The sequence below is a fragment of the Coprococcus sp. AF16-5 genome, assembly GCF_003479365.1.
Classification (GTDB): domain Bacteria; phylum Bacillota; class Clostridia; order Lachnospirales; family Lachnospiraceae; genus Coprococcus; species Coprococcus aceti.
Map to the genome: position 1 here is coordinate 677385 of NZ_QUGZ01000001.1, position 18472 is coordinate 695856.

The 18472-nt window shown below is 40.7% G+C and carries 20 protein-coding genes and 1 pseudogene; 7 read left to right on the forward strand and 14 right to left on the reverse strand.

Annotation, left to right across the window (positions count from 1 at the left end):
* Positions 1 to 182 precede the first annotated feature (182 nt).
* From DWW70_RS03000 to DWW70_RS03015, 4 genes are all read left to right on the forward strand, one after another.
* Positions 183 to 1574, forward strand: a complete 1392-nt coding sequence (locus DWW70_RS03000; RefSeq protein ID WP_118649214.1) for a condensation domain-containing protein — start codon at positions 183 to 185, stop codon at positions 1572 to 1574.
* Between the two features lie 120 nt (positions 1575 to 1694).
* Positions 1695 to 1943 carry an acyl carrier protein gene (locus tag DWW70_RS03005; protein WP_055222831.1) on the forward strand — a complete coding sequence of 83 codons (249 nt, stop codon included), beginning with the start codon at positions 1695 to 1697 and terminating at the stop codon, positions 1941 to 1943.
* 68 nt (positions 1944 to 2011) lie between these two features.
* Positions 2012 to 3571 (forward strand): AMP-binding protein, encoded by a 1560-nt coding sequence (locus DWW70_RS03010; RefSeq protein WP_118649215.1) that lies wholly within the window; start codon positions 2012 to 2014, stop codon positions 3569 to 3571.
* Between the two features lie 94 nt (positions 3572 to 3665).
* Positions 3666 to 4244 (forward strand): TetR/AcrR family transcriptional regulator, encoded by a 579-nt coding sequence (locus DWW70_RS03015; RefSeq protein WP_044998345.1) that lies wholly within the window; start codon positions 3666 to 3668, stop codon positions 4242 to 4244.
* 250 nt (positions 4245 to 4494) lie between these two features.
* Here the strand turns inward: DWW70_RS03015 and DWW70_RS03020 are convergent, their stop codons facing one another.
* Positions 4495 to 5964 carry an alpha-N-arabinofuranosidase gene (locus DWW70_RS03020; RefSeq protein ID WP_118649216.1) on the reverse strand — a complete coding sequence of 490 codons (1470 nt, stop codon included), beginning with the start codon at positions 5962 to 5964 and terminating at the stop codon, positions 4495 to 4497.
* Positions 5965 to 6079: 115 nt separating this feature from the next.
* Here DWW70_RS03020 and DWW70_RS03025 point away from each other — a divergent pair, with 115 nt between their 5' ends.
* The gene (locus DWW70_RS03025) at positions 6080 to 6874 is read left to right on the forward strand and encodes an AraC family transcriptional regulator (protein ID WP_118649217.1); all 795 of its coding nucleotides are present in this window, start codon (positions 6080 to 6082) and stop codon (positions 6872 to 6874) included.
* A 955-nt stretch (positions 6875 to 7829) separates the two neighbouring features.
* Here the strand turns inward: DWW70_RS03025 and DWW70_RS03030 are convergent.
* The 13 genes and pseudogenes from DWW70_RS03030 to DWW70_RS15555 all read right to left on the reverse strand — a co-directional run.
* Complete coding sequence (locus DWW70_RS03030) at positions 7830 to 8246, reverse strand: type II toxin-antitoxin system VapC family toxin (RefSeq protein ID WP_118649218.1); 417 nt, start codon at positions 8244 to 8246, stop codon at positions 7830 to 7832.
* Positions 8236 to 8460, reverse strand: coding sequence for a UDP-N-acetylenolpyruvoylglucosamine reductase (locus tag DWW70_RS03035; RefSeq protein ID WP_118016638.1), 225 nt, complete (start codon positions 8458 to 8460; stop codon positions 8236 to 8238). The genes DWW70_RS03030 and DWW70_RS03035 overlap by 11 nt, the downstream gene beginning before the upstream one ends.
* Before the next feature lie 288 nt (positions 8461 to 8748).
* Complete coding sequence (locus DWW70_RS03040; protein ID WP_118016639.1) at positions 8749 to 9477, reverse strand: site-specific integrase; 729 nt, start codon at positions 9475 to 9477, stop codon at positions 8749 to 8751.
* Positions 9478 to 9918: 441 nt separating this feature from the next.
* Positions 9919 to 10317: a winged helix-turn-helix domain-containing protein gene (locus DWW70_RS03045; protein ID WP_015514508.1), complete on the reverse strand. Its 399-nt coding sequence runs from the start codon at positions 10315 to 10317 to the stop codon at positions 9919 to 9921.
* A gap of 65 nt (positions 10318 to 10382) precedes the next feature.
* The gene (locus tag DWW70_RS03050; protein WP_012744280.1) at positions 10383 to 11339 is read right to left on the reverse strand and encodes a D-alanyl-D-alanine carboxypeptidase family protein; all 957 of its coding nucleotides are present in this window, start codon (positions 11337 to 11339) and stop codon (positions 10383 to 10385) included.
* Positions 11340 to 11382: 43 nt separating this feature from the next.
* Complete coding sequence (locus tag DWW70_RS03055; RefSeq protein ID WP_015514509.1) at positions 11383 to 11886, reverse strand: hypothetical protein; 504 nt, start codon at positions 11884 to 11886, stop codon at positions 11383 to 11385.
* Between the two features lie 27 nt (positions 11887 to 11913).
* Positions 11914 to 13098, reverse strand: coding sequence for an ABC transporter permease (locus DWW70_RS03060; RefSeq protein WP_117456454.1), 1185 nt, complete (start codon positions 13096 to 13098; stop codon positions 11914 to 11916).
* Positions 13088 to 13801 carry an ABC transporter ATP-binding protein gene (locus DWW70_RS03065; RefSeq protein WP_004853372.1) on the reverse strand — a complete coding sequence of 238 codons (714 nt, stop codon included), beginning with the start codon at positions 13799 to 13801 and terminating at the stop codon, positions 13088 to 13090. Before DWW70_RS03065 ends, DWW70_RS03060 begins: the two co-directional genes overlap by 11 nt.
* Before the next feature lie 4 nt (positions 13802 to 13805).
* Positions 13806 to 14663: a hypothetical protein gene (locus tag DWW70_RS03070; RefSeq protein ID WP_117449615.1), complete on the reverse strand. Its 858-nt coding sequence runs from the start codon at positions 14661 to 14663 to the stop codon at positions 13806 to 13808.
* Between the two features lie 134 nt (positions 14664 to 14797).
* On the reverse strand, positions 14798 to 15883 hold the full coding sequence (locus DWW70_RS03075) for a sensor histidine kinase (protein ID WP_008703821.1): 1086 nt from the start codon (positions 15881 to 15883) through the stop codon (positions 14798 to 14800).
* Complete coding sequence (gene vanR, locus DWW70_RS03080; protein ID WP_004853366.1) at positions 15870 to 16571, reverse strand: VanR-ABDEGLN family response regulator transcription factor; 702 nt, start codon at positions 16569 to 16571, stop codon at positions 15870 to 15872. The genes DWW70_RS03075 and vanR overlap by 14 nt, the downstream gene beginning before the upstream one ends.
* Positions 16572 to 16576: 5 nt before the next feature.
* Entirely contained in the window at positions 16577 to 16789 is a 213-nt protein-coding gene (locus DWW70_RS03085) for a helix-turn-helix domain-containing protein (protein WP_008703822.1), read from the reverse strand.
* Positions 16790 to 16947: 158 nt separating this feature from the next.
* Positions 16948 to 17385 (reverse strand): annotated as a pseudogene (locus tag DWW70_RS15555) (CHAP domain-containing protein); the annotation flags it as partial.
* 554 nt (positions 17386 to 17939) lie between these two features.
* On the opposite strand from DWW70_RS15555, the gene DWW70_RS14800 reads away from it, so the two are divergent.
* Positions 17940 to 18101, forward strand: a complete 162-nt coding sequence (locus DWW70_RS14800; RefSeq protein WP_158564565.1) for a hypothetical protein — start codon at positions 17940 to 17942, stop codon at positions 18099 to 18101.
* Entirely contained in the window at positions 18098 to 18289 is a 192-nt protein-coding gene (locus DWW70_RS15560; RefSeq protein WP_118016641.1) for a helix-turn-helix domain-containing protein, read from the forward strand. Before DWW70_RS14800 ends, DWW70_RS15560 begins: the two co-directional genes overlap by 4 nt.
* Positions 18290 to 18472 lie beyond the last annotated feature (183 nt).

Consider the following 18472-nt stretch of genomic DNA (forward strand, 5'->3'; position numbering starts at 1 on the left):
GTGTCCCCCTGTCTTATTCGTTACAGGGGGACACTCTTGGTGACAGAAGGAACGTCCCCGATTTCCCCGATTTCCGGTCAATTTCATCTAAAGTGTCCATTAGCGGATCCGGCATATTGAATCCTTATTTTTCTTGTGATAACTTTTCCCACAGCGTATCAGAACATCAGGAGGAGTAAATTATGCCAAGAAAATATTATCCATTAACACCTTCACAAAAGATACATTTCAAACCAATTATTGAATTTGGCACTCAGCAAGTCGCAAATATAAGCATTTGTATGACTCTGCAGGCGCCGCTAGATTTCGGTTTGCTGAAAAAATGCATACAGCTGGAGTACGAAAGATACGAATGCCTGCGAATCCGTTTTACAAAAGTTGACCAAAATGGAGAGGTACGGCAATATGTTGTTTCTCACGATGACAGAGATATTGATTACGAAAACCTTTCATGGCTTTCCGGTGATGACGCTTATCACCGCATGGAAGAATGGTCCAGAATTCCGTTTGACGTGGACAATGTTCCAATGAATGTGATAAAAATGATCTCGCTTCCGGGTGGCTACAATGGGCTGTACATCAAAATCGATCACAGACTCATGGATTCATGTGGAGCTATCGTCATGGTGAATGACATCATGGAACTGTACTGTCATTACAAATTTGGCACGCCTTATCCCGAGGACATGGCAAGTTTTACTGACATGGTCGAACGTGATCTTAAAAAAAGCACAGACGAGAAACGTGTCTCAAAAGACCGCATGTACTGGCAAAATGTGCTGGAGGAAAATGGAGAACCTATTTACTCCGATATACAGGGACAACGGATACTTCAGGAAAGCAGACGCCTTCACAATGACAAGTCACTCCGCGCTGCAGATCAGGAGATTAACAACCTGTCTGTCGCTACAAAGAACTATCATCTGGATGCTGAGCCAACCCAGAATCTTCTGGATTTTTGTATGAACAATCACATATCCATGACCAACCTCATTCTCATGGGAATACGAACTTATCTCTCCAAGGCAAATGGCGGACAGACTGACATCTCCATAAGGAATTATGTTTCAAGACGTTCCACACATGCCGAGTGGGTATCAGGTGGCTCTCGCGCAATGGCATACCCTTGCAGAACCATCATTGATCCGGACACAGAGTTTCTGGATGCAGTTTTCATGATTCAGGATGTTCAGAATCATGTATACCGACACTGCAATTATGACCCGGAACTTTTGTCTGACCAGATGAAAGAAATGTTCCACACTCCTCCACACACTACTTATGAGAGCGTGGGGCTTACTTACCAGCCTCTTCCTATCAGGCTTAAAAATCCGCATCTCGAAGACATTTCCGTAAGGAGCATGTGGATTCCAAATGGTACATCAAAACAAAAGATCTATCTCACCGTCATGCACAGTGCAAATGATCTGGGCCTGAATTTCTATTTCAGATACCAGACCGCAAGCCTCTCCGAACAGGACATTGAACTGTTCTACTACTACCTTATGAAGATAATCTTCAAAGGCATTGCCGAGCCAGAAATGACTGTGGGCGAAATCATCGAATGCATCTAACTATTTTTTGGGGACGGAGGTTCCTGCCCCTCCTTCGTGGGGACGGAGGTTCCTGCCCCTCCTTCGTGGGGACGGAGGTGCCTGACCCCATTTGATTAATTCAAGAAGGAGATTTTTAATATGAATAACAATATAACATTTTTAAACATTGTTGCCGAATACTGCAATACACCAGCTGATGAGATCACTAATGATATGCGATTCATAGAAGATTTGGGCTTTAGCTCCCTTGATTTCATGACTTTTCTCGGCGACCTTGAAGATACATTTGACGTGGAAATCGATGAAGATGAGATCATCAATATTCACACTATAGAAGACGCCATCAAGTACCTTGACAACCTGACAAGCTCCTCTGCATCGGTTTAACATTAAAAATCTGGGACGACGGAGTATGTCCCATTTTGCCTCACATAAAAGAAATGGAGATATGATATATGGAAGAAAATATTCTGGAAATTGTTGAAAAAAGCTGTCGGATACATAGAGATGTAATAGCTGTTAAATATCTGTCTCACAGAGAGATTGTTGAAAAGAGCTACGGAGATATGTGGGATGACATTCGCAAAACTGCTGTCATTTTACGGAATAATGGACTCTGCGGAACACATATTGCACTGGTGGGAAGCAGCTCTTATGAATGGATCTGCGCCTACATGGCTATACTTTTCATGGGAAATACGGCTGTACCGCTGGATGCAAACCTGTCTGCTCCGGAATTACATGAACTTCTGAATCGATCAGAATCAACTGCATTATTCTGCGGAGCATCCAGAAAGGATGTGATAACAGAACTGACAGACGATTGTCCCGAAATGAATATTGTATTCACCATGGAAAAGAAAGTCGATATAGAGCATCTGGAGGGTGCAGATTCAAATCCACAATTAACAATTTTGTCATTTGAACAGCTCCTCAGCGAAATTACCATACCGGATGACTTTGCATTTGCCGATCAGGATAAGGATAAAATGTGTACGCTTATGTATACCTCTGGAACAACAGGCAAAAGCAAAGGCGTCATGCTGTCTCAATTCAATCTCGCACAAAATGTTGAAAATGTATATATAAATCTGGAACCTGGTGTAACTATTCTGAGCGTTCTTCCTATACATCACGCCTTCTGCCTGACAATGGAATGGATGAAGGGCATTTCACTGGGCGCCACTATCTGCATCAATGACTCGTTGCTCCACATGCTGAAAAACATGAAACGGTTCCAGCCCGTTGGCATGCTGATGGTTCCTCTCATGGTAGAAACCATTTACAAAAAACTCAAAGATGTCAACCCTCTCCTTCCTAAAAAGCTGGTTGCAAAGGAAGCATTTGGCGGTAAACTGGAATATATATTCTGCGGAGGGGCATATCTGGATCCTATGTATGTTACCGAATTCAAAAAATACGGAATAGACATACTCCAGGGATACGGCATGACTGAATGCTCCCCTGTAATTTGCTCCAACAATCACAGATACAACAGACCCGGATCCGTTGGCAAACTCCTGGACAACTGTGCTGTTCGTTTTGTCGATGAGGAAATTCAGGTAAAAGGCACAAGCGTCATGTCCGGATACTACGACATGCCAGACGAGACCGCAGAAGCTTTTCAAGACGGCTGGCTCTGCACCGGAGATCTTGGTTATCTCGACTCCGATGGTTTCATGTATATAACTGGAAGAAAAAAGAACCTCATCATTCTGGCAAATGGCGAAAACATTTCCCCTGAGGAACTGGAAGGAAAGCTTTCTGTGGAACCTCTTATTTCAGAAATAGTCATTACCGGCGACGGCAACCATCTCACTGCTCACATATATCCAGATCAGGATTTTGTAGATAAGAAACATATGGATGCAGCCAGGACTTCTGAAAAATTGCAAAAAATCATTGATACCTTCAACAAAAACCAGCCAACATACAAAAGAATCTCTGCACTGGATATAAGAAAAGAGCCATTTGAAAAGAGTTCGACTAAAAAGATCAAAAGAAATCTCGTATAACAATAGACTCACACGCATTATTGTTGTAACATTGCTGTATTAGATAGTGACAAAACTGCAGCACCAAGCCAGGCAGCAGATAAAGGAGACAGCCATGATCAACTCAACCGATCCCCGATATGATAGAACTGAAAGTGACCTTCTAGATGCATTCAAGATACTTGCAGGTCAAAAGGCTCTGAACAAAATAAGCGTGTCCGAGATAACCAAACTCACAGGTGTGACCAGAAGCACATTTTACAACCACTATGAAGACATGCCTGCTTTCATCAATGCCATGGAAGACCGCATCGTCGATGAAATATTTCAGATCATGAATAGCTTCAAACCAGAAGGCAATCTTGAGATCTGCCACCAGTTCTTCAGGTCTCTATGCGAATACATGAAAGCAAATAAATTTCTCATGATCATCATTGCCACACCTGAGGCTTATGATTTCGTGGAAAAGGCACTGACAATGTTCCATAGATACGTGCGATTAATTCTGGAAAAATCCAGCAAGACCGGCCTGGCCCAGGAGAAATACTCATACGCCGTAGCATACGCAATAGGCGGCGTGGTTGGTATCCTGCACAAGTTTGCGGTGGATAACTGTCAGGAAAGCAGCGACAAGGTGTCTGCTTTCCTGACAGAAGCGTTTCTGGATGGTATGAGACCGTATTTGGGGGTGTAGGCACATCTCTTCATCTAGTGGTGTTAGGGACGTTTCTTTTGTCACAAAGAGTGTCACCTGTATCGAAGAGTGTCCCCCTGTCATAAGGAACTCACCTGTCTTAATCGTGACACGGGGACACTCCTCGTTACAAAAGGAACGTCCCCTCTATTACAATAAAACAAAGAGCTGCGCTTCTTTAATGAAACGCAGCTCTTATGCTTATATTTTTATTATAAAGACGAAATGCACTGTGAATATGCCCCAATATTTAGTCAACAACACATTCCACAACAGCACAAGGCGGAATATTCAGCTTTAAAACATTATCCTTGATGACTGCCGTAAGCTCGGTAATGCTCACCCTGTCGGGACAGTCGAAGTCGTTATAGCTGTGCGCCTCGTTTGTAAGTATCCTGCACGAAACCGATGATGCTTTAAATCCGAAAATGCTGCATTCAACAGCAGCCTCTTCCGTAAGCGAACAGTTTGCGGCGGTAACGGTCATACTCTTTTCGTTCACCGATGCGGAAACCGAGATCATCGGAGTATTTTTGCCTTCCGACATATTTTCGTTCTGCGTATAGCAGTAAACTGCCTCGTTGTTTTGGTGTGTTTTAAAAAGGTCGAAAACGTGATATGTAGGCGTTTTTATCATCTTATCGTCCTCTGTAAGAATGACCGATTGGAGAACATTCACCGCCTGTGCAAGGTTTGCCATTACAACACGGTCGCTGTGTCTGTTAAAAACATTCAGCTCTATTGCAGCAACGATAGCATCACGCATAGTATTCTGCTGATATAAAAATCCCGGGTTCGTACCCTCTTCTACCTTATGCCAACAGCCCCACTCGCCTATTACAAGTCCTATTTTCTTTTCGGGATCATAGCGATTCATTATCTCCGAATGTCTTGTGATAAGCTCATCGGAAAAGTTCGCTGCAGCGATAGTTTTATAATAAAGCTCATCGTCAAAATCGGTGGCTGATTCCATTTCGGGCCATACGGGCATCGTATAATAATGCAGGTCGATAGCATCAACATTATTGCTGTCAAGATTTTTCATCATGACTTCTGTCCAGTTATAGTCGGCAGAGCTTGGACCGCAGGCTATTCTGTAAAGTCTGTTTCCCGAATAATTGCGGCAAAACGTCTGATACCTTTTATAAACGTCGGCGTAATATTCGGGACGCATATTTCCTCCGCAGCCCCAGTTTTCATTGCCAACACCGAGGTATTCGAGTTTCCACGGCTCGGCTCTGCCATTCTTCTTTCTCTGCTCTGTGAGAGGCGATTCCACATCTGAGGTCATATATTCTATCCATTCGGACATTTCACGAACACTGCCACTGCCAACATTGCCGTTTATATAAGGCTTGCAGCCAACAAGCTCACAGAAGCGCATAAATTCGTGTGTACCGAAAGAATTATCCTCCGTAACTCCGCCCCAGTTCGTGTTCACGATCTTTCGGCGCAAGGCTTTTTCACCGATACCGTCCTGCCAGTGATATTCTTCCGCAAAGCAGCCGCCGGGCCAGCGGAAAACGGGAGCTTTTATATTTCTGAACGCCTCGATGATATCATTCCTTATTCCGTCAGTATTCGGAATAGGTGAATTTTCACCCACATATATACCGTTGTAGATACATCTTCCGAGATGCTCGGAAAAATGTCCGTATATCTCGGGAGAGATATGTCCGAGCCTGTCGTCTGCATTTATTACTATTGATATTTTTTTCATATTATACCTCCGCCGCATACTGAATTATTATATTATCATATATACGTCATTGACTTTGGTATTGCAATGACTTATAACATTATTATACTAACCGTTCGTACTTTGAGGTGATGATATGATAAGTATAAACACAGTCTGTCAGAACGTAAGACACAAAGGGAATTTTGAAATATGCAGACCGGATGGTTCGGGAGATGATCTTCTTGTTATCTTCAAGACCTCCGCTGTTCTGATACAAAACGGTGAAGAAATAACCGTTTCTCCCGACAGTCTCATTTTATACAGCAAGGGAACAATGCAACATTACAAAACTCTATGCGGAAGTTATGTTAATCACTTTGTCCATTTTGATATGGACGATACCGAGCTTATGAATGGGATAAAAACTGACACGCTTATCACCTCGGCGGATATTCCTGCAATTGAAGAGCTGCTTACGATATTATGCCGTGAAAATGTAGCCGGTTCGACCAACAGGAAACAGTACGAAAATATGCTTATGCAGATGATACTTATGAAAATATCCGAAAGCAGCATAAATCCTGACAGCGATAAAAGCCGCATTTCCGCTCTTGAAATGCTCCGCACCGATATTTACAGCAATGCAGGGAGCTACAGCAATATATATCAGCTTGCTGAAAAAATGAATCTAAGTCCGTCATATCTTCAGGCAATATACAAACGGAAATTCGGGATAAGCTGCTATGAAGATATTTTATCCGCAAAGATCAAGACAGGACAATATTATCTTTCGACCACCGATATGACCGTTAAGGAAATATCCGACCTCTGTGGATACGGAAATGAGATATGCTTTATGAAGATATTCAAAAAAAGAACAGGGATCACACCGAGTGAGTACAGGAAAATTTCCAAGAATGATAATTTGAAAAACAACTTTATATGGTAACTACCATTTACATCACCTCTATTTTTATTTGAGTAAACTGTGCACTTGTTTTCCCATGAAAACAGCTTCGAATTCATACATCTACAAATATGCTTCAGCAGGGCGTACTACATATTTCATTTTTATCTGTTGCTATCAGCATGACTCACCCTCGGCTCCTAATCTTGGGCTCCCGCAATTGCTTCGAGAATTATCCTGGCTCGTATGGGGATGTTGCCACCTATATGGCGAAATATGTTAGTCTGATATGCCTGTCCTATTTACTTGTCAAAGGTACATATCAAAGAGGTTTTCTCACCCCTTCATCTACGTAGCCGATGGCAAGTGGCATCTCGCACCCCGAAAGCCAAAAAATAAGCTGGTGTATTGCAACATACATCAGCTTATTTTAATGAATTCAATCCCTATCTGTTTCACATAGTAATATTTTTTTAGATTTTAAAATTTTAAGAACGATTTTTTGACCCCAATTTATGTCTTATTTTGACCCCAAGCTGCTCCAAAATCAGCCTAAATTATCAGCTATATAGTGCTGTACCCCAATTTTATATCTTATGTATTCCCCAACTAATTCCGTTTTAAAAAACACCATCTGAATTTTGAAAAAGCTCCAATTAATAGCCACAAAGTATTAAAATATAGAAAATCACATCATTTTTGCATACATTTATCATTGATATGTAGCACCTTTTGCTTAAAATACATTTTCTGTATAGGAGATTCCCCCGTGTCTTAATCGTGACACGGGGACACTCCTCGTTACAAAAGGAACGTCCCCTATGCTACTCCCACTTATACGGTGTGAGCTGATAAACGTAATAAGAAATACTATTTGTATTTTACTATGCCCCACAAATGGCTATTTTACAGGATTTTCTATATTCTTATCGTCATTTTTCGAAATAAAACCACCATAAAATCTCCATTTTTCTTTTGAAAATATTTCCTTATACTACTAATACATTTTCAAGAATTCTCCAGGTTCTATTGCCTTCACTTCCGAGGCCGAATAATCAGACACATTTCTTGTGACGATGTACTCCGCACCAAAGCTCTTTGCACATTCCATCTGCAGGCAGTCCTCAAAATCGGAAAAATCTTCATTTTCAAGACCTGACAATAGTTTCGTTTTATCTATCCCTTCTACATCAAACAACGTACATATGCTTGATAATATGTCCCGCCTCTCCTTTACTGTGTAATTCTTTCTTAAAATGAAAAACATATTTGGAATTGAATGTGCCGCAATGCATGCCCTGGCATTCCCATTTGTGCATAATTCAACAATTGTCCTTGCATCATCTGCAAATGGTTCACGTTCAAGGAGATAATCAAGCAATATATTTGTATCAATCAAAATTCTACTTACCATATTTCTCATCCCTATAAGAAGCTAATTCTGCTGCATCATCAACAACCGTCCCCTTTTTTCGTAACTGCTCAAGTCTTGCAAACGCTTCTTTCCTTTCATCATTAGAATTATCGTATAATCCATTAACTCCCTGCATAATCTGGATTACAAAAATCAACTTGTCTTCTGGTATTTTCTCCAACTCCATCATTGCGCTCTGTCTTAATGCTGTCATAGGTCATACCTCCTTCAATTTTATATTAATACGCTCACAGCATTACATATAAATCAACCATCATAAGTTATATTATGTAATAACTGCTAAGCCATCATAGTCTGTATATATTCCGCTTATATTTCTATTATATTTTATGATCTTATCCATTTCAAGTAACCACATATTTTTTACAAACATTATCACACCTTTTATACTTTCTATCAATATCCGACCTATTACCGACACAAACCACACAAAAAAAATAAGCTGACATATATTATAATATATCAACTTATTTTTAAATTATTATACAACCTTAGGATCACCCTTAAACTCTATTATATCAGCAGTCTCCATCATCTTTTCTAAGTATATCTTCTCGGCTATATTATCCCCATCTTCTTCTATTGAATCATATAGACTCGATATCTTATCCATCTCGCTAACCAAATATTTAGGCATAACTGCTGTATATAGATCCATGGTCATCTGGAGAGTAGCATGTCCAAGATAAGCTTGAACTGTCTTTGGCTGTATACCGGCCTCAAAACACCGAGTAGCAAATGTATGTCTAAAACAATGCGCAGAAAACAGCTCCATTTCAGTCAATGTATCACGCATAAGATTAATCTCGTTTACTATTTTCTTAATAGCGTCACATACAATCTGAGAATTTAAAGGAGTATTGAATTTAGTAGTAAACAAAAAATCCTTGAATTCTTTCTTCACCTTTTTGCTCTTAGGGGCCTTATCAGAGACCACTATCTTTTGCACGTATTGTCTTTTCAACGCCAGTTCACATTGCCTATTGATCGGTATTATTCTTTTACTGGCAGCCGTCTTAGGGTCCTCTATATGGAATTCTTTCTTTGAATCAGAATCATATTGCTGATACACTAAAGTCCGGTTTATAGATATTACTTTTTTATTCATGTCAATATCAGACCACTTCAGTCCAGCAACTCTTCCCAATAAATTTATATGAGGCTTCTGGCATAATGGTGGAAGCCTAACACCATAAATTAACAACACCATATTGAAAAAACACTTGTGTCCTTTAATGTATTAACTGCGAAGAAAAACACAAAAGGAGTATTCACAAGTGGCTTCAGTTAATACATTATGCAAAAGTGTCCTTAATGTCAAGAACACAGTTATAAAAAATTGTAATCTTTACTCTGATAAGAATGGAGTTAAACATATTCGTATCCAAGCAAGACCTAATAAATGGCACGAGAACGACTGCCCATTCTGCCATAAATCATGCCCTGTTTATGATAAACATTCCAGTAGTATAATGCCGAGATATTACGAAGATAACTCGTAGAAAATGCAAAGTCCAGTCGCAAGTTTAGACACGATATTGCTCTTAACAGTCGTATAAAATCAACATTTGCAGGGATTTATCAAATTCCGACATACCGTCTTAGAAAATGAATAATCCCTCGCAATTCATTATGAACTACGAGGGACTGCTTACTGACTGTTAAAGCGGTAGCCGATCTCACGAACACTATCTATGGAAAAGTGAGAGTTTGTATCACAAAGTTTTTTACGAAGATTCCGAATGTGAAAGCCTACGGTATCCTTTTCATTGCCTGCTGATATTTCGCCCCACACCTTATCATAAATCTGCTCGTATGTAAGAACACGACCTTTATTGGCTGCGAGCAAGCAGAGTATATCGTACTCTTTGACGGTCAGTTCAATTTCCTGACCGTTATTGATAACTCTGCGCCGGCTCAAATTGATTTCTAAGCCGGAAAGGGATAATGTCGGCTCATATGAAATCTCTAATTTTTCAAAATCAGGGTGCTGTTTTACAAAAGCCAGCATATCGTCAAAGGCTGTTGAGTCTTGTGCTTTGAACTCCATTATTACGATTCGTCCGATATTATCACCCCCCTTGGTTAGTTTTTTTGTCTTGGACAACATAAGATTTATTGCGTGAGATAATACGATTCATCAATCGTTTTCAGAATAAAATTCACATCGTCATAACGAGAGGAATCGGACTGAGAGCCTAAACTGCATATCAAAAACTCTTTTCCGTGCTGCTGATAAAGCACAATCAAGTTATAGTCGTCAGACAGAGAGCCAGTCTTAATTCCGCATACATTTTCGTTGTAATATTCGGATGTCGGATCAAGGAAGGCGTTTGTATTCTGCCATATTTGTGTACTGCCATCAGGCAGTGTTGCCGTATAAGTGTTTTGAGATACAATTTCTCTAAACCACGAGTATTCCAACAACCGATATACTACTTCTTTCAAATCTAAAGTGGTGGTAAGTGCCTCCATATCAAAACCACTCGGATCATATAAAACTGTGTCTAAGTACCCCTGCTGTTGCAAATGCAGGTTTAAGTTCTCCATGAAAATCCTCACACGCTCTTGACAGCTTTCTGCTTGCGGCGAAAGTAATCCTCCACAATAATCAGCAACCACATAAGCTGCGTCATTCCCTGACGGTACTAACATTGCCGCAAATAGATTGTGTAAAAAGTATTCTTTTTCCTTGATTTGAGCAACAGACGAGCCAGGTTTCGTGAGTGAAATAGCACCATAGTCTGCAACAACGATACTATCAAGGTCTGCTAAAGTTGACGCATACTCAATAACAAACAGCTTGGCTAAACTTGCAGGAATTTGTGGCTCGTTCTCGTTTTTTGAAACAAATATTTCATCATCAGAACAATCCACCAAAATCAGCGATTTTGCATTATAAGAGTCAGGAAAATCTTCTTTGTAGAGAAAACCATTTATTTTATTCTTTACCTCTCTGAAATTTTCCGGCTGCATTGCCCACGGCACAAACATTATACCTATGCCGATACAAACTACAAGCAAAAACAAAAATACTCCAAATCGTTTTTTCTTACGGCGTTTTCTCTGCATATATGTGCTCACCTCCCAACACCAAAACTCCTATGTGCCATTTTTAATCGGCATAATTTGCCTGAATACACTCTGTAAATCCAGACGGATCTCCCAACTTAGCTTTATCAATATTATCACGAAGATATTTGCGTGTGGCGTCATCACAGCGATCTGTTCCCATATAAGGCATATCAAAGGCTTTTTCGAGTTCAGCTAAGGCTTTTGCCGCCCTTTCCGAATCCGTATTGTAAGTATCAAGCCATTCCTGCATCCAAGAATATTCCCAAAGGTTAGATGCTCTTGTATCGCCATATCCTATCTGAAAAGACGCTCCCGTATCTTCGCCTTCCAAAGCATCAGGCGGCGTAAAGCCCTCCGGCCAATTCAAACTCTCAATGGTCGTTAGGTATTCTTCTTCAATGGTAGCAAAGTCCGTGAAACCTCTTGTGTTTGTGTCGGAGTCCGAAGAAGTGGAGCAGCCTGCCAGCATAATCACCAGCAAAGAAATCATAACACACAATAACAGTCTGTACGGTCTTTCGGATTTTGAGATTGTTCGTTTCATTTTGTTTCCTCCTTGAATTGAGTTTTATTATCTAAGAGCCAATGCAGGCTCTAATTTTGCTGCTTTCAATGCTGGTAATAATCCGCCCAATAATGCTGTAAGCACAGACACAGCAACTGCAACAACAGCAACGCTGATTGGATAACTCGGTGTTCCCACCGGGGAATCCACAGGGAGCAACGCTCCAATACAATGCACCAAAATCAGCGAAATCAAAATAGCTGCAAAGCAAACGAATATTGATAAAATCAACTGTGAGCCTAAAACCAATGCCACAATATTTGTTCGTGAAGCACCTATCGCTCTGCGGATCAGCAACTCATGTGTGCGCTGTTCCAATGAAGATAGTCCGATATTGATCTGCCCTAATACGGAAACAAACAGCAACAAAAGCGAAGTAACCAAAAGCCCTAATTGCAGTATGGACAATACCGAATCATAGGTATCTCCAATATCACTCCGCCCAGCACTTTCCCAGTAACCGCCAATGGTATCAGTCAAAATGTCGCCAAGGGCAGAATGTATCTGTTCGATTGTCAGTCCTGTTGTGGGATGCCAATACACATTTGCATTTTGTACTTGCCACATTGCTGGTGCGAAATTGAGGATCGCCGCAGAATCCGCATAGATAGTCGGAAAATCCCTGCCATCGTTTACTACTCCGACAATATTGAATGGGGTTAACGAAAGTGTGCTTTTTACATTTCCTGCAGCATAGGGCGAATCATTAAAATAGTTTTTAGCTTCTTTGTTTATGACCACTTCAAGCGATCCGCCCTCACTCGAAGGCTCTAACCATCTACCGGATGTCATTGGAAGATTATAGACTTGACTATATGCCTCCGTGGTGCAAACTAAATCAAAAGCCATCAGGTTTTGGTAAACATCATTCGGCGGTATTGGCGTTAAATCTTTCATTGGTGCAAATCGAATATCTTCTCCCATAGAAAAAGTAACAGCGGCTACATCATCAATGGCTTCAAATCTCTGGAATAATTGTTCCATTTTATTTCTATCGTGAAAATCGGATTCCGTTATCACGAATGAGTAAGTAGGTGACCAGCCATATACCTGTGCGTTTACGGAAATCAAATACTCCCGTCCAAGCGTACCAACTAATACCGATCCAAGCATTGCGATAATGCCTACAAGCATTGAAACACTTGTCAGAATACTTCTAAGTGGAGACAGACGAAGGTCTTTAAGTATCATTTTTAGCACAAGTTATCCTCCCTCCATCCATTTCAAAAATCGTATCACAGGTATCTGCAATATCAGGATCGTGCGTAACCAACAGCAGCATAATTCCATTTTCTTTTACGACGCTGTGCAACAGTTCCATAATCTGCGTTCCCGTCTTTTTATCCAACGCTCCCGTAGGCTCATCACATAAAATGGCTTCCGGAGATACTGCAAGCGCCCTTGCGATTGCAACTCTTTGTTGTTCACCGCCGGACAAATTGATTGGGTAATCATTTTCCTTGCTTTCTAAGCCGACACTTTTTAGCAAGCCTGTAATTATCTCGTGACGCTGTTTGGCGGTAAACGACTTTTTGGCATAGAGTAGGGGTAATTCGATATTTTCCCATACCCGCAAGTGCTTAATCAGAGAGTAGTTCTGAAATACAAATCCGATATTATTGGCTCGCAGTATAGACAGATCACGGTCTTTCAAAGCAGAAATAGATATACCATCATAAAGGTACTCGCCCTCATATTCCCGATTTAACAAGCCAATAATGGATATAAGGCTTGTTTTGCCTGAGCCGGACTTTCCGACAATGGCATAACTGCGCCCTCGTTGCAATTCCATATTAGCGTTGGTTACTGTTGTCAGCATATCGCCATTATTCAATTTGACGCTTGCTTTCAAATCCTTTATTTTGATTAAAGTCTTTTCGGAAATTCCTTTCATTTTATCAAATCCCCCTCGGATCAAGGTTTGGCGGAGTAGCAGAAACTACATCGCCCTCCTCTAAGCCGGACAGTATTTCTATATTGGCTCCGTCTGTCACACCCAATGTCACTTTTGTTTCCACTCTTTCTCCATTCGGAGTAATTACAGTAACCAATCCCGTCCCTTGTCTACCCGCTATTACCGACAGCGGCAATATAAGGACATCATTTCTCGTTGTCGCCGTTATGACTACCGTTGCACTTTGCCCCGATTTCACATCGACTGTTTGACTGATCAAGCATTGCAGAATGCCCTCTTGCGGCACGATTCCCGTAAACGCATTTTCATCTGCGGCAGGCGACACCACGGCAATCATATCGGTTGGTCCTACACCATCATATACTTGAAATTTTGCTTTCAACTCTGCATACTCCGGTAAGGTACTCAAAAAATTATCTGCCTCTACATTGAGGGCAAATCCTGTATAATGCACTATCGCTACGGGATAATTACTCGGTACGCTTTCATTGGATGGGGCAATAGAGGTAATTGTACCATCCACCGGAGATTTCAATTCTTTGCCGTTCACAGTTCCAATAATTTGCCCGGCAGTGATTTTTTCTTCTAATTCTACCGCTGTATTAAATATGCCATTTTCGGGTGAGAAAATAATAAACGGTACTGCCGGAACAATAGTCGTTTGCGTTGAAACGGTTGGAGTAATTGTCCCTCGTACAACTGATACCGTTTTTTCTGCGGATGTTGCGCTATCTGTAAGATTGTTTTCGTCTGTCTGCCCAATTGCAGAGCAGGCAGATAGCGTAAATACAAGAAACAAAATAGAACATAGCAGCATTTGTTTTCTTAGCAACTTCATCATTCCTCCTTATGCTGTATCACAAAAAATACGAGCCTCTATCTTGATACTTTTATTGTACCAAAACAGAAGCCCGTATTTTCTTGATTGCTCGTAAGATATTCCTCTTTTTTTCTATGCAAATTCTTACAATTTTCCTACGCCAACGGCAAAGTAATTGAAAACTTGTTTTGATCCTCTTGGCTCTCTGCAACGATTGTACCATTGTGTAGTTCAACAATCTGCTTTGCAATCGCCAAACCTAATCCAGCTCCTCCACTGCTTGTACTTCTCGCTGCGTCAAGCCGATAAAACTGCTCGAAAATCCTGTTTAACTTTTCTTCCGGCAGAGTATCGCCGTGGTTACAAAAAATAATGCTGACCGTATCTTCCTGACATTGTGCGCTGATCGTGATATCCGTATTTTCAAAACTGTAGATAACCGCATTTCTCAAAAGGTTATCAAAAACACGCTGAATTTTGTCTGCGTCACATCGAAGCATTATATCATCATCAACACAAAGATTACATTGCAAATTCTTTGATTTGAGCATAGGCTTAAATTCATATACAAGTTGCTCCAGCAGGCGAGTTAAATTGATTTTCGTGTATTGTAATGTAATATCGTATATATTGAATCGTGTTATCTCGAAAAACTCGTTAATCAGATCCTCTAACCGTTCTGCCTTACCAAGAGTGATTGAAAGGTACTTTTCTCGAAGTTCCTTTGAGATTTGCGACTCATCACGCAGTAAAGTAAGATACCCGATTACAGAAGAAAGCGGTGTTTTCAAATCGTGTGCAAGATACATAATCAGGTCATTTTTTCGCTGCTCATTTTCTTTTGCAAGCCTTGCATTACTTTCAGCCTCTTGTTTTAACTGATTGATGTTAGCGGCGATTTCACTCAACTCCGGGGACATTTCAATGTAACTGACATTCTGATCGAACATTTTTCCTGTCGCAGCCTGTACCTCGTACACATAGGCGACTACTTTTTTCAAAAGTAGGTATGTCATGTATATAATACAGCCACCCCACACGATTACAGCCACTATATAAAGATATACTGTTCTGTAATACAAGTAATAATACAAAACATACTTGCGGAGAATTTCCTCTGCCATAATTCCTAAAAGAAAAGTACCGCCAAAAATAAGCACAGAGCAAATCGCACATTGAATTACATACCCTTTGAACAAGGTAGAGAGCAGATAGTTTTTTTCTTTTTTATTCAATTTCATACCCTACCCCCCAAACAGTTTTAATGAACTTCGGATTTTTTGAAGGTTCATTCAATTTTTCCCGAAGCCGCCCAATGTGCGCCATTACCGTATTGTTACTGTTGCGAAGATACTTTTCTTTCCACACGGCTTCAAATAATTCCTCCGAGGCGACAACTTTACCCTGATGTTCGCACAGATACCACAGAATAGAAAACTCCAACGGAGTCAAGGCTATTTCTTTGCCATACAAGTAGCACTTGTGGCTGACTCTGTTTATCAGTAGACCTCTGATGTCATACTCGTCTTTTTCTTCGGATTGGCTCAAATTAGGACTGTTATAGCTCTGATAACGCCTTAATTGCGTCTTTACTCTTGCCACAACCTCTAAAGGATTAAACGGTTTCGTTATATAATCATCCGCACCAATCGTAAGCCCCATAATCTTGTCGCTATCCTCAATTTTGGCGGTAAGCATAATAATAGGGAAGTAAAACTTTTCCCGAATTTTTTGGCAAAGTCGAAAACCATCAATATCCGGCAGCATAATATCAAGTATCGCTAAATCAATCTGCGACTGTTTGATACATTTCATCGCCTCTAACCCATTATAACATTTATATACTGAATAACCATCGTTACTCAAATACACTTCAAGCAGATCAACGATTTCTTTTTCGTCATCCACAATTAAAATCTTCTTGTTCATTGATCCTACACCTCATTTTCGGGTACGGCTTCCATTATGTCGCCAAAATCACACTCTAAGTATTCGCATATATTCAACAGCACGGGAAGGGTAACATTTTCATTTTTTCCGAGTTTCGCAAATGTACTTTTGCTTGCCCCGACCGCTTCTCGTAATTGACTCTTTTTCATTCCCTTGTCAATCAGAAGTTTCCAAAGTTTGTTGTACCGTACTTTCATTTCCGCACCTCCACCCAAATATAGTTTGTATTATAGCACTTTGAGAGTGAAATCGCAATTATTAAGTCTGTATTTTGAGACTTTTAGTTTTCAAACCGGCACAATATCTTTCTGATATGTAATCCAACCGCCTGCAAAATGCAGGCGGCTTGTGTATTTTAATAGGCAGGTGCGCCGTAGCCAAGAATCTCGTAATAACCGATAGAATACTCATTGACTCGGCAACTGTCGCCGGAGTTGCCCTCGACCGTATAAACCTTGCCGTTTTCGACCTTTTGAACAATACCCGTATGGTCGGATAATCCATCCTGACCACTTTCGTCTGCCCAATCGAAGAAAATAATCATTCCGGGGGCAGGCTCGGCGCTGCCATCCAGCCATTGTCCACGATCCTTAAACCATTGTACTCCGTTGACACAGCCTGCATATTTTGGGATAACTCCAGCGTCGATATAGCCGCACTCGTTGGCACACCAAGATACAAAGCAAGCACACCATTCTACACGGGAGTTAAAACCGTACCACGACCAATACGGCTGACCGCCCACATTGCCAACCAGAGAGAGTGCAACGGTCACGATCTGTCCGTCGCCGCCTGTAATGCCGTAAAGCACCTGTGACCAAAGGTAATTGTTTTCATCTGCAAGCAGTTCAGCGAGGTAGCCTTTCTGTTCTTCGTTAAAACCATATTGCGCCGCCATTTCCTCGGCAGTCTTGTGGCTGACGGTAATATACAGATAGGTTTGTGTGACCGTGCTTTCAGTTTCCACGATATTACCGTGTCCGTCATCGGTTTCGGTAATAACTGTTTCGGTCTTGCTCTCTGTTCGGGAAGATATTTGATTCATATCTGCCGACTTCTGTGCTTCGTTCTGTGCAATCCCGGCTACATTCCTCATTTTTGTATAGAGAAACGCATTTTTATAGAGAGCCAGTCTTACTATCGTTTTTTTTCAAGTGGTTTATTGAATGGGCTATAGAACACTATGATGATATTGAATCATTTATAAGAGATGAAAACGATAAATATTTGCAGTTAAGAGAAAGAAGGGAACTGATTTATCAGGAGAGATTGAACAGCAATGGAAATATTCTTTCAATTGCATATCGCATATTTTGGCAGTTTTGTCTGGACAATGGGTGGAAGGATATGCCATTTGATGAAGATTCTTTCGACAGGCTTATGGAGAACCTTATCTATGAACAAATTGAGAGCTTGGAGCTAGATGGGAAGGAAAGCAGAGACTACGTTGCAGAGCTATATTTTAGAGTATATAGTGCACTTACCATCAATGAAAGGAGCTCATTATGAACGACCAACTTTTAACTATCAATGATTTATGCACAGAACTCGGTATTGGCAAAAATACCGCATATAAACTCACTACACAGACACACCAAATTAAATCAGCCAAGATAGGGCAACGAATACTTATCACTCGAAATGCGTTAGATGAATACATATCAAACAAGATTGACGGAAAGAAAAATTCTTCATAAAAATCAGTCCATAGCCTTCTTCGGTTATGGACTGCGAATGCCCCTTATCTTTCTGTGACTACTATGCCCCCCTAAACATAATTTGCATATACAAAAAAAGAATGCCTATGTGATAATGTACTCACATAAGCATTCTTCAATATGTTACCCCATACATAAATTGGATTTTATACTCTTGTTGCC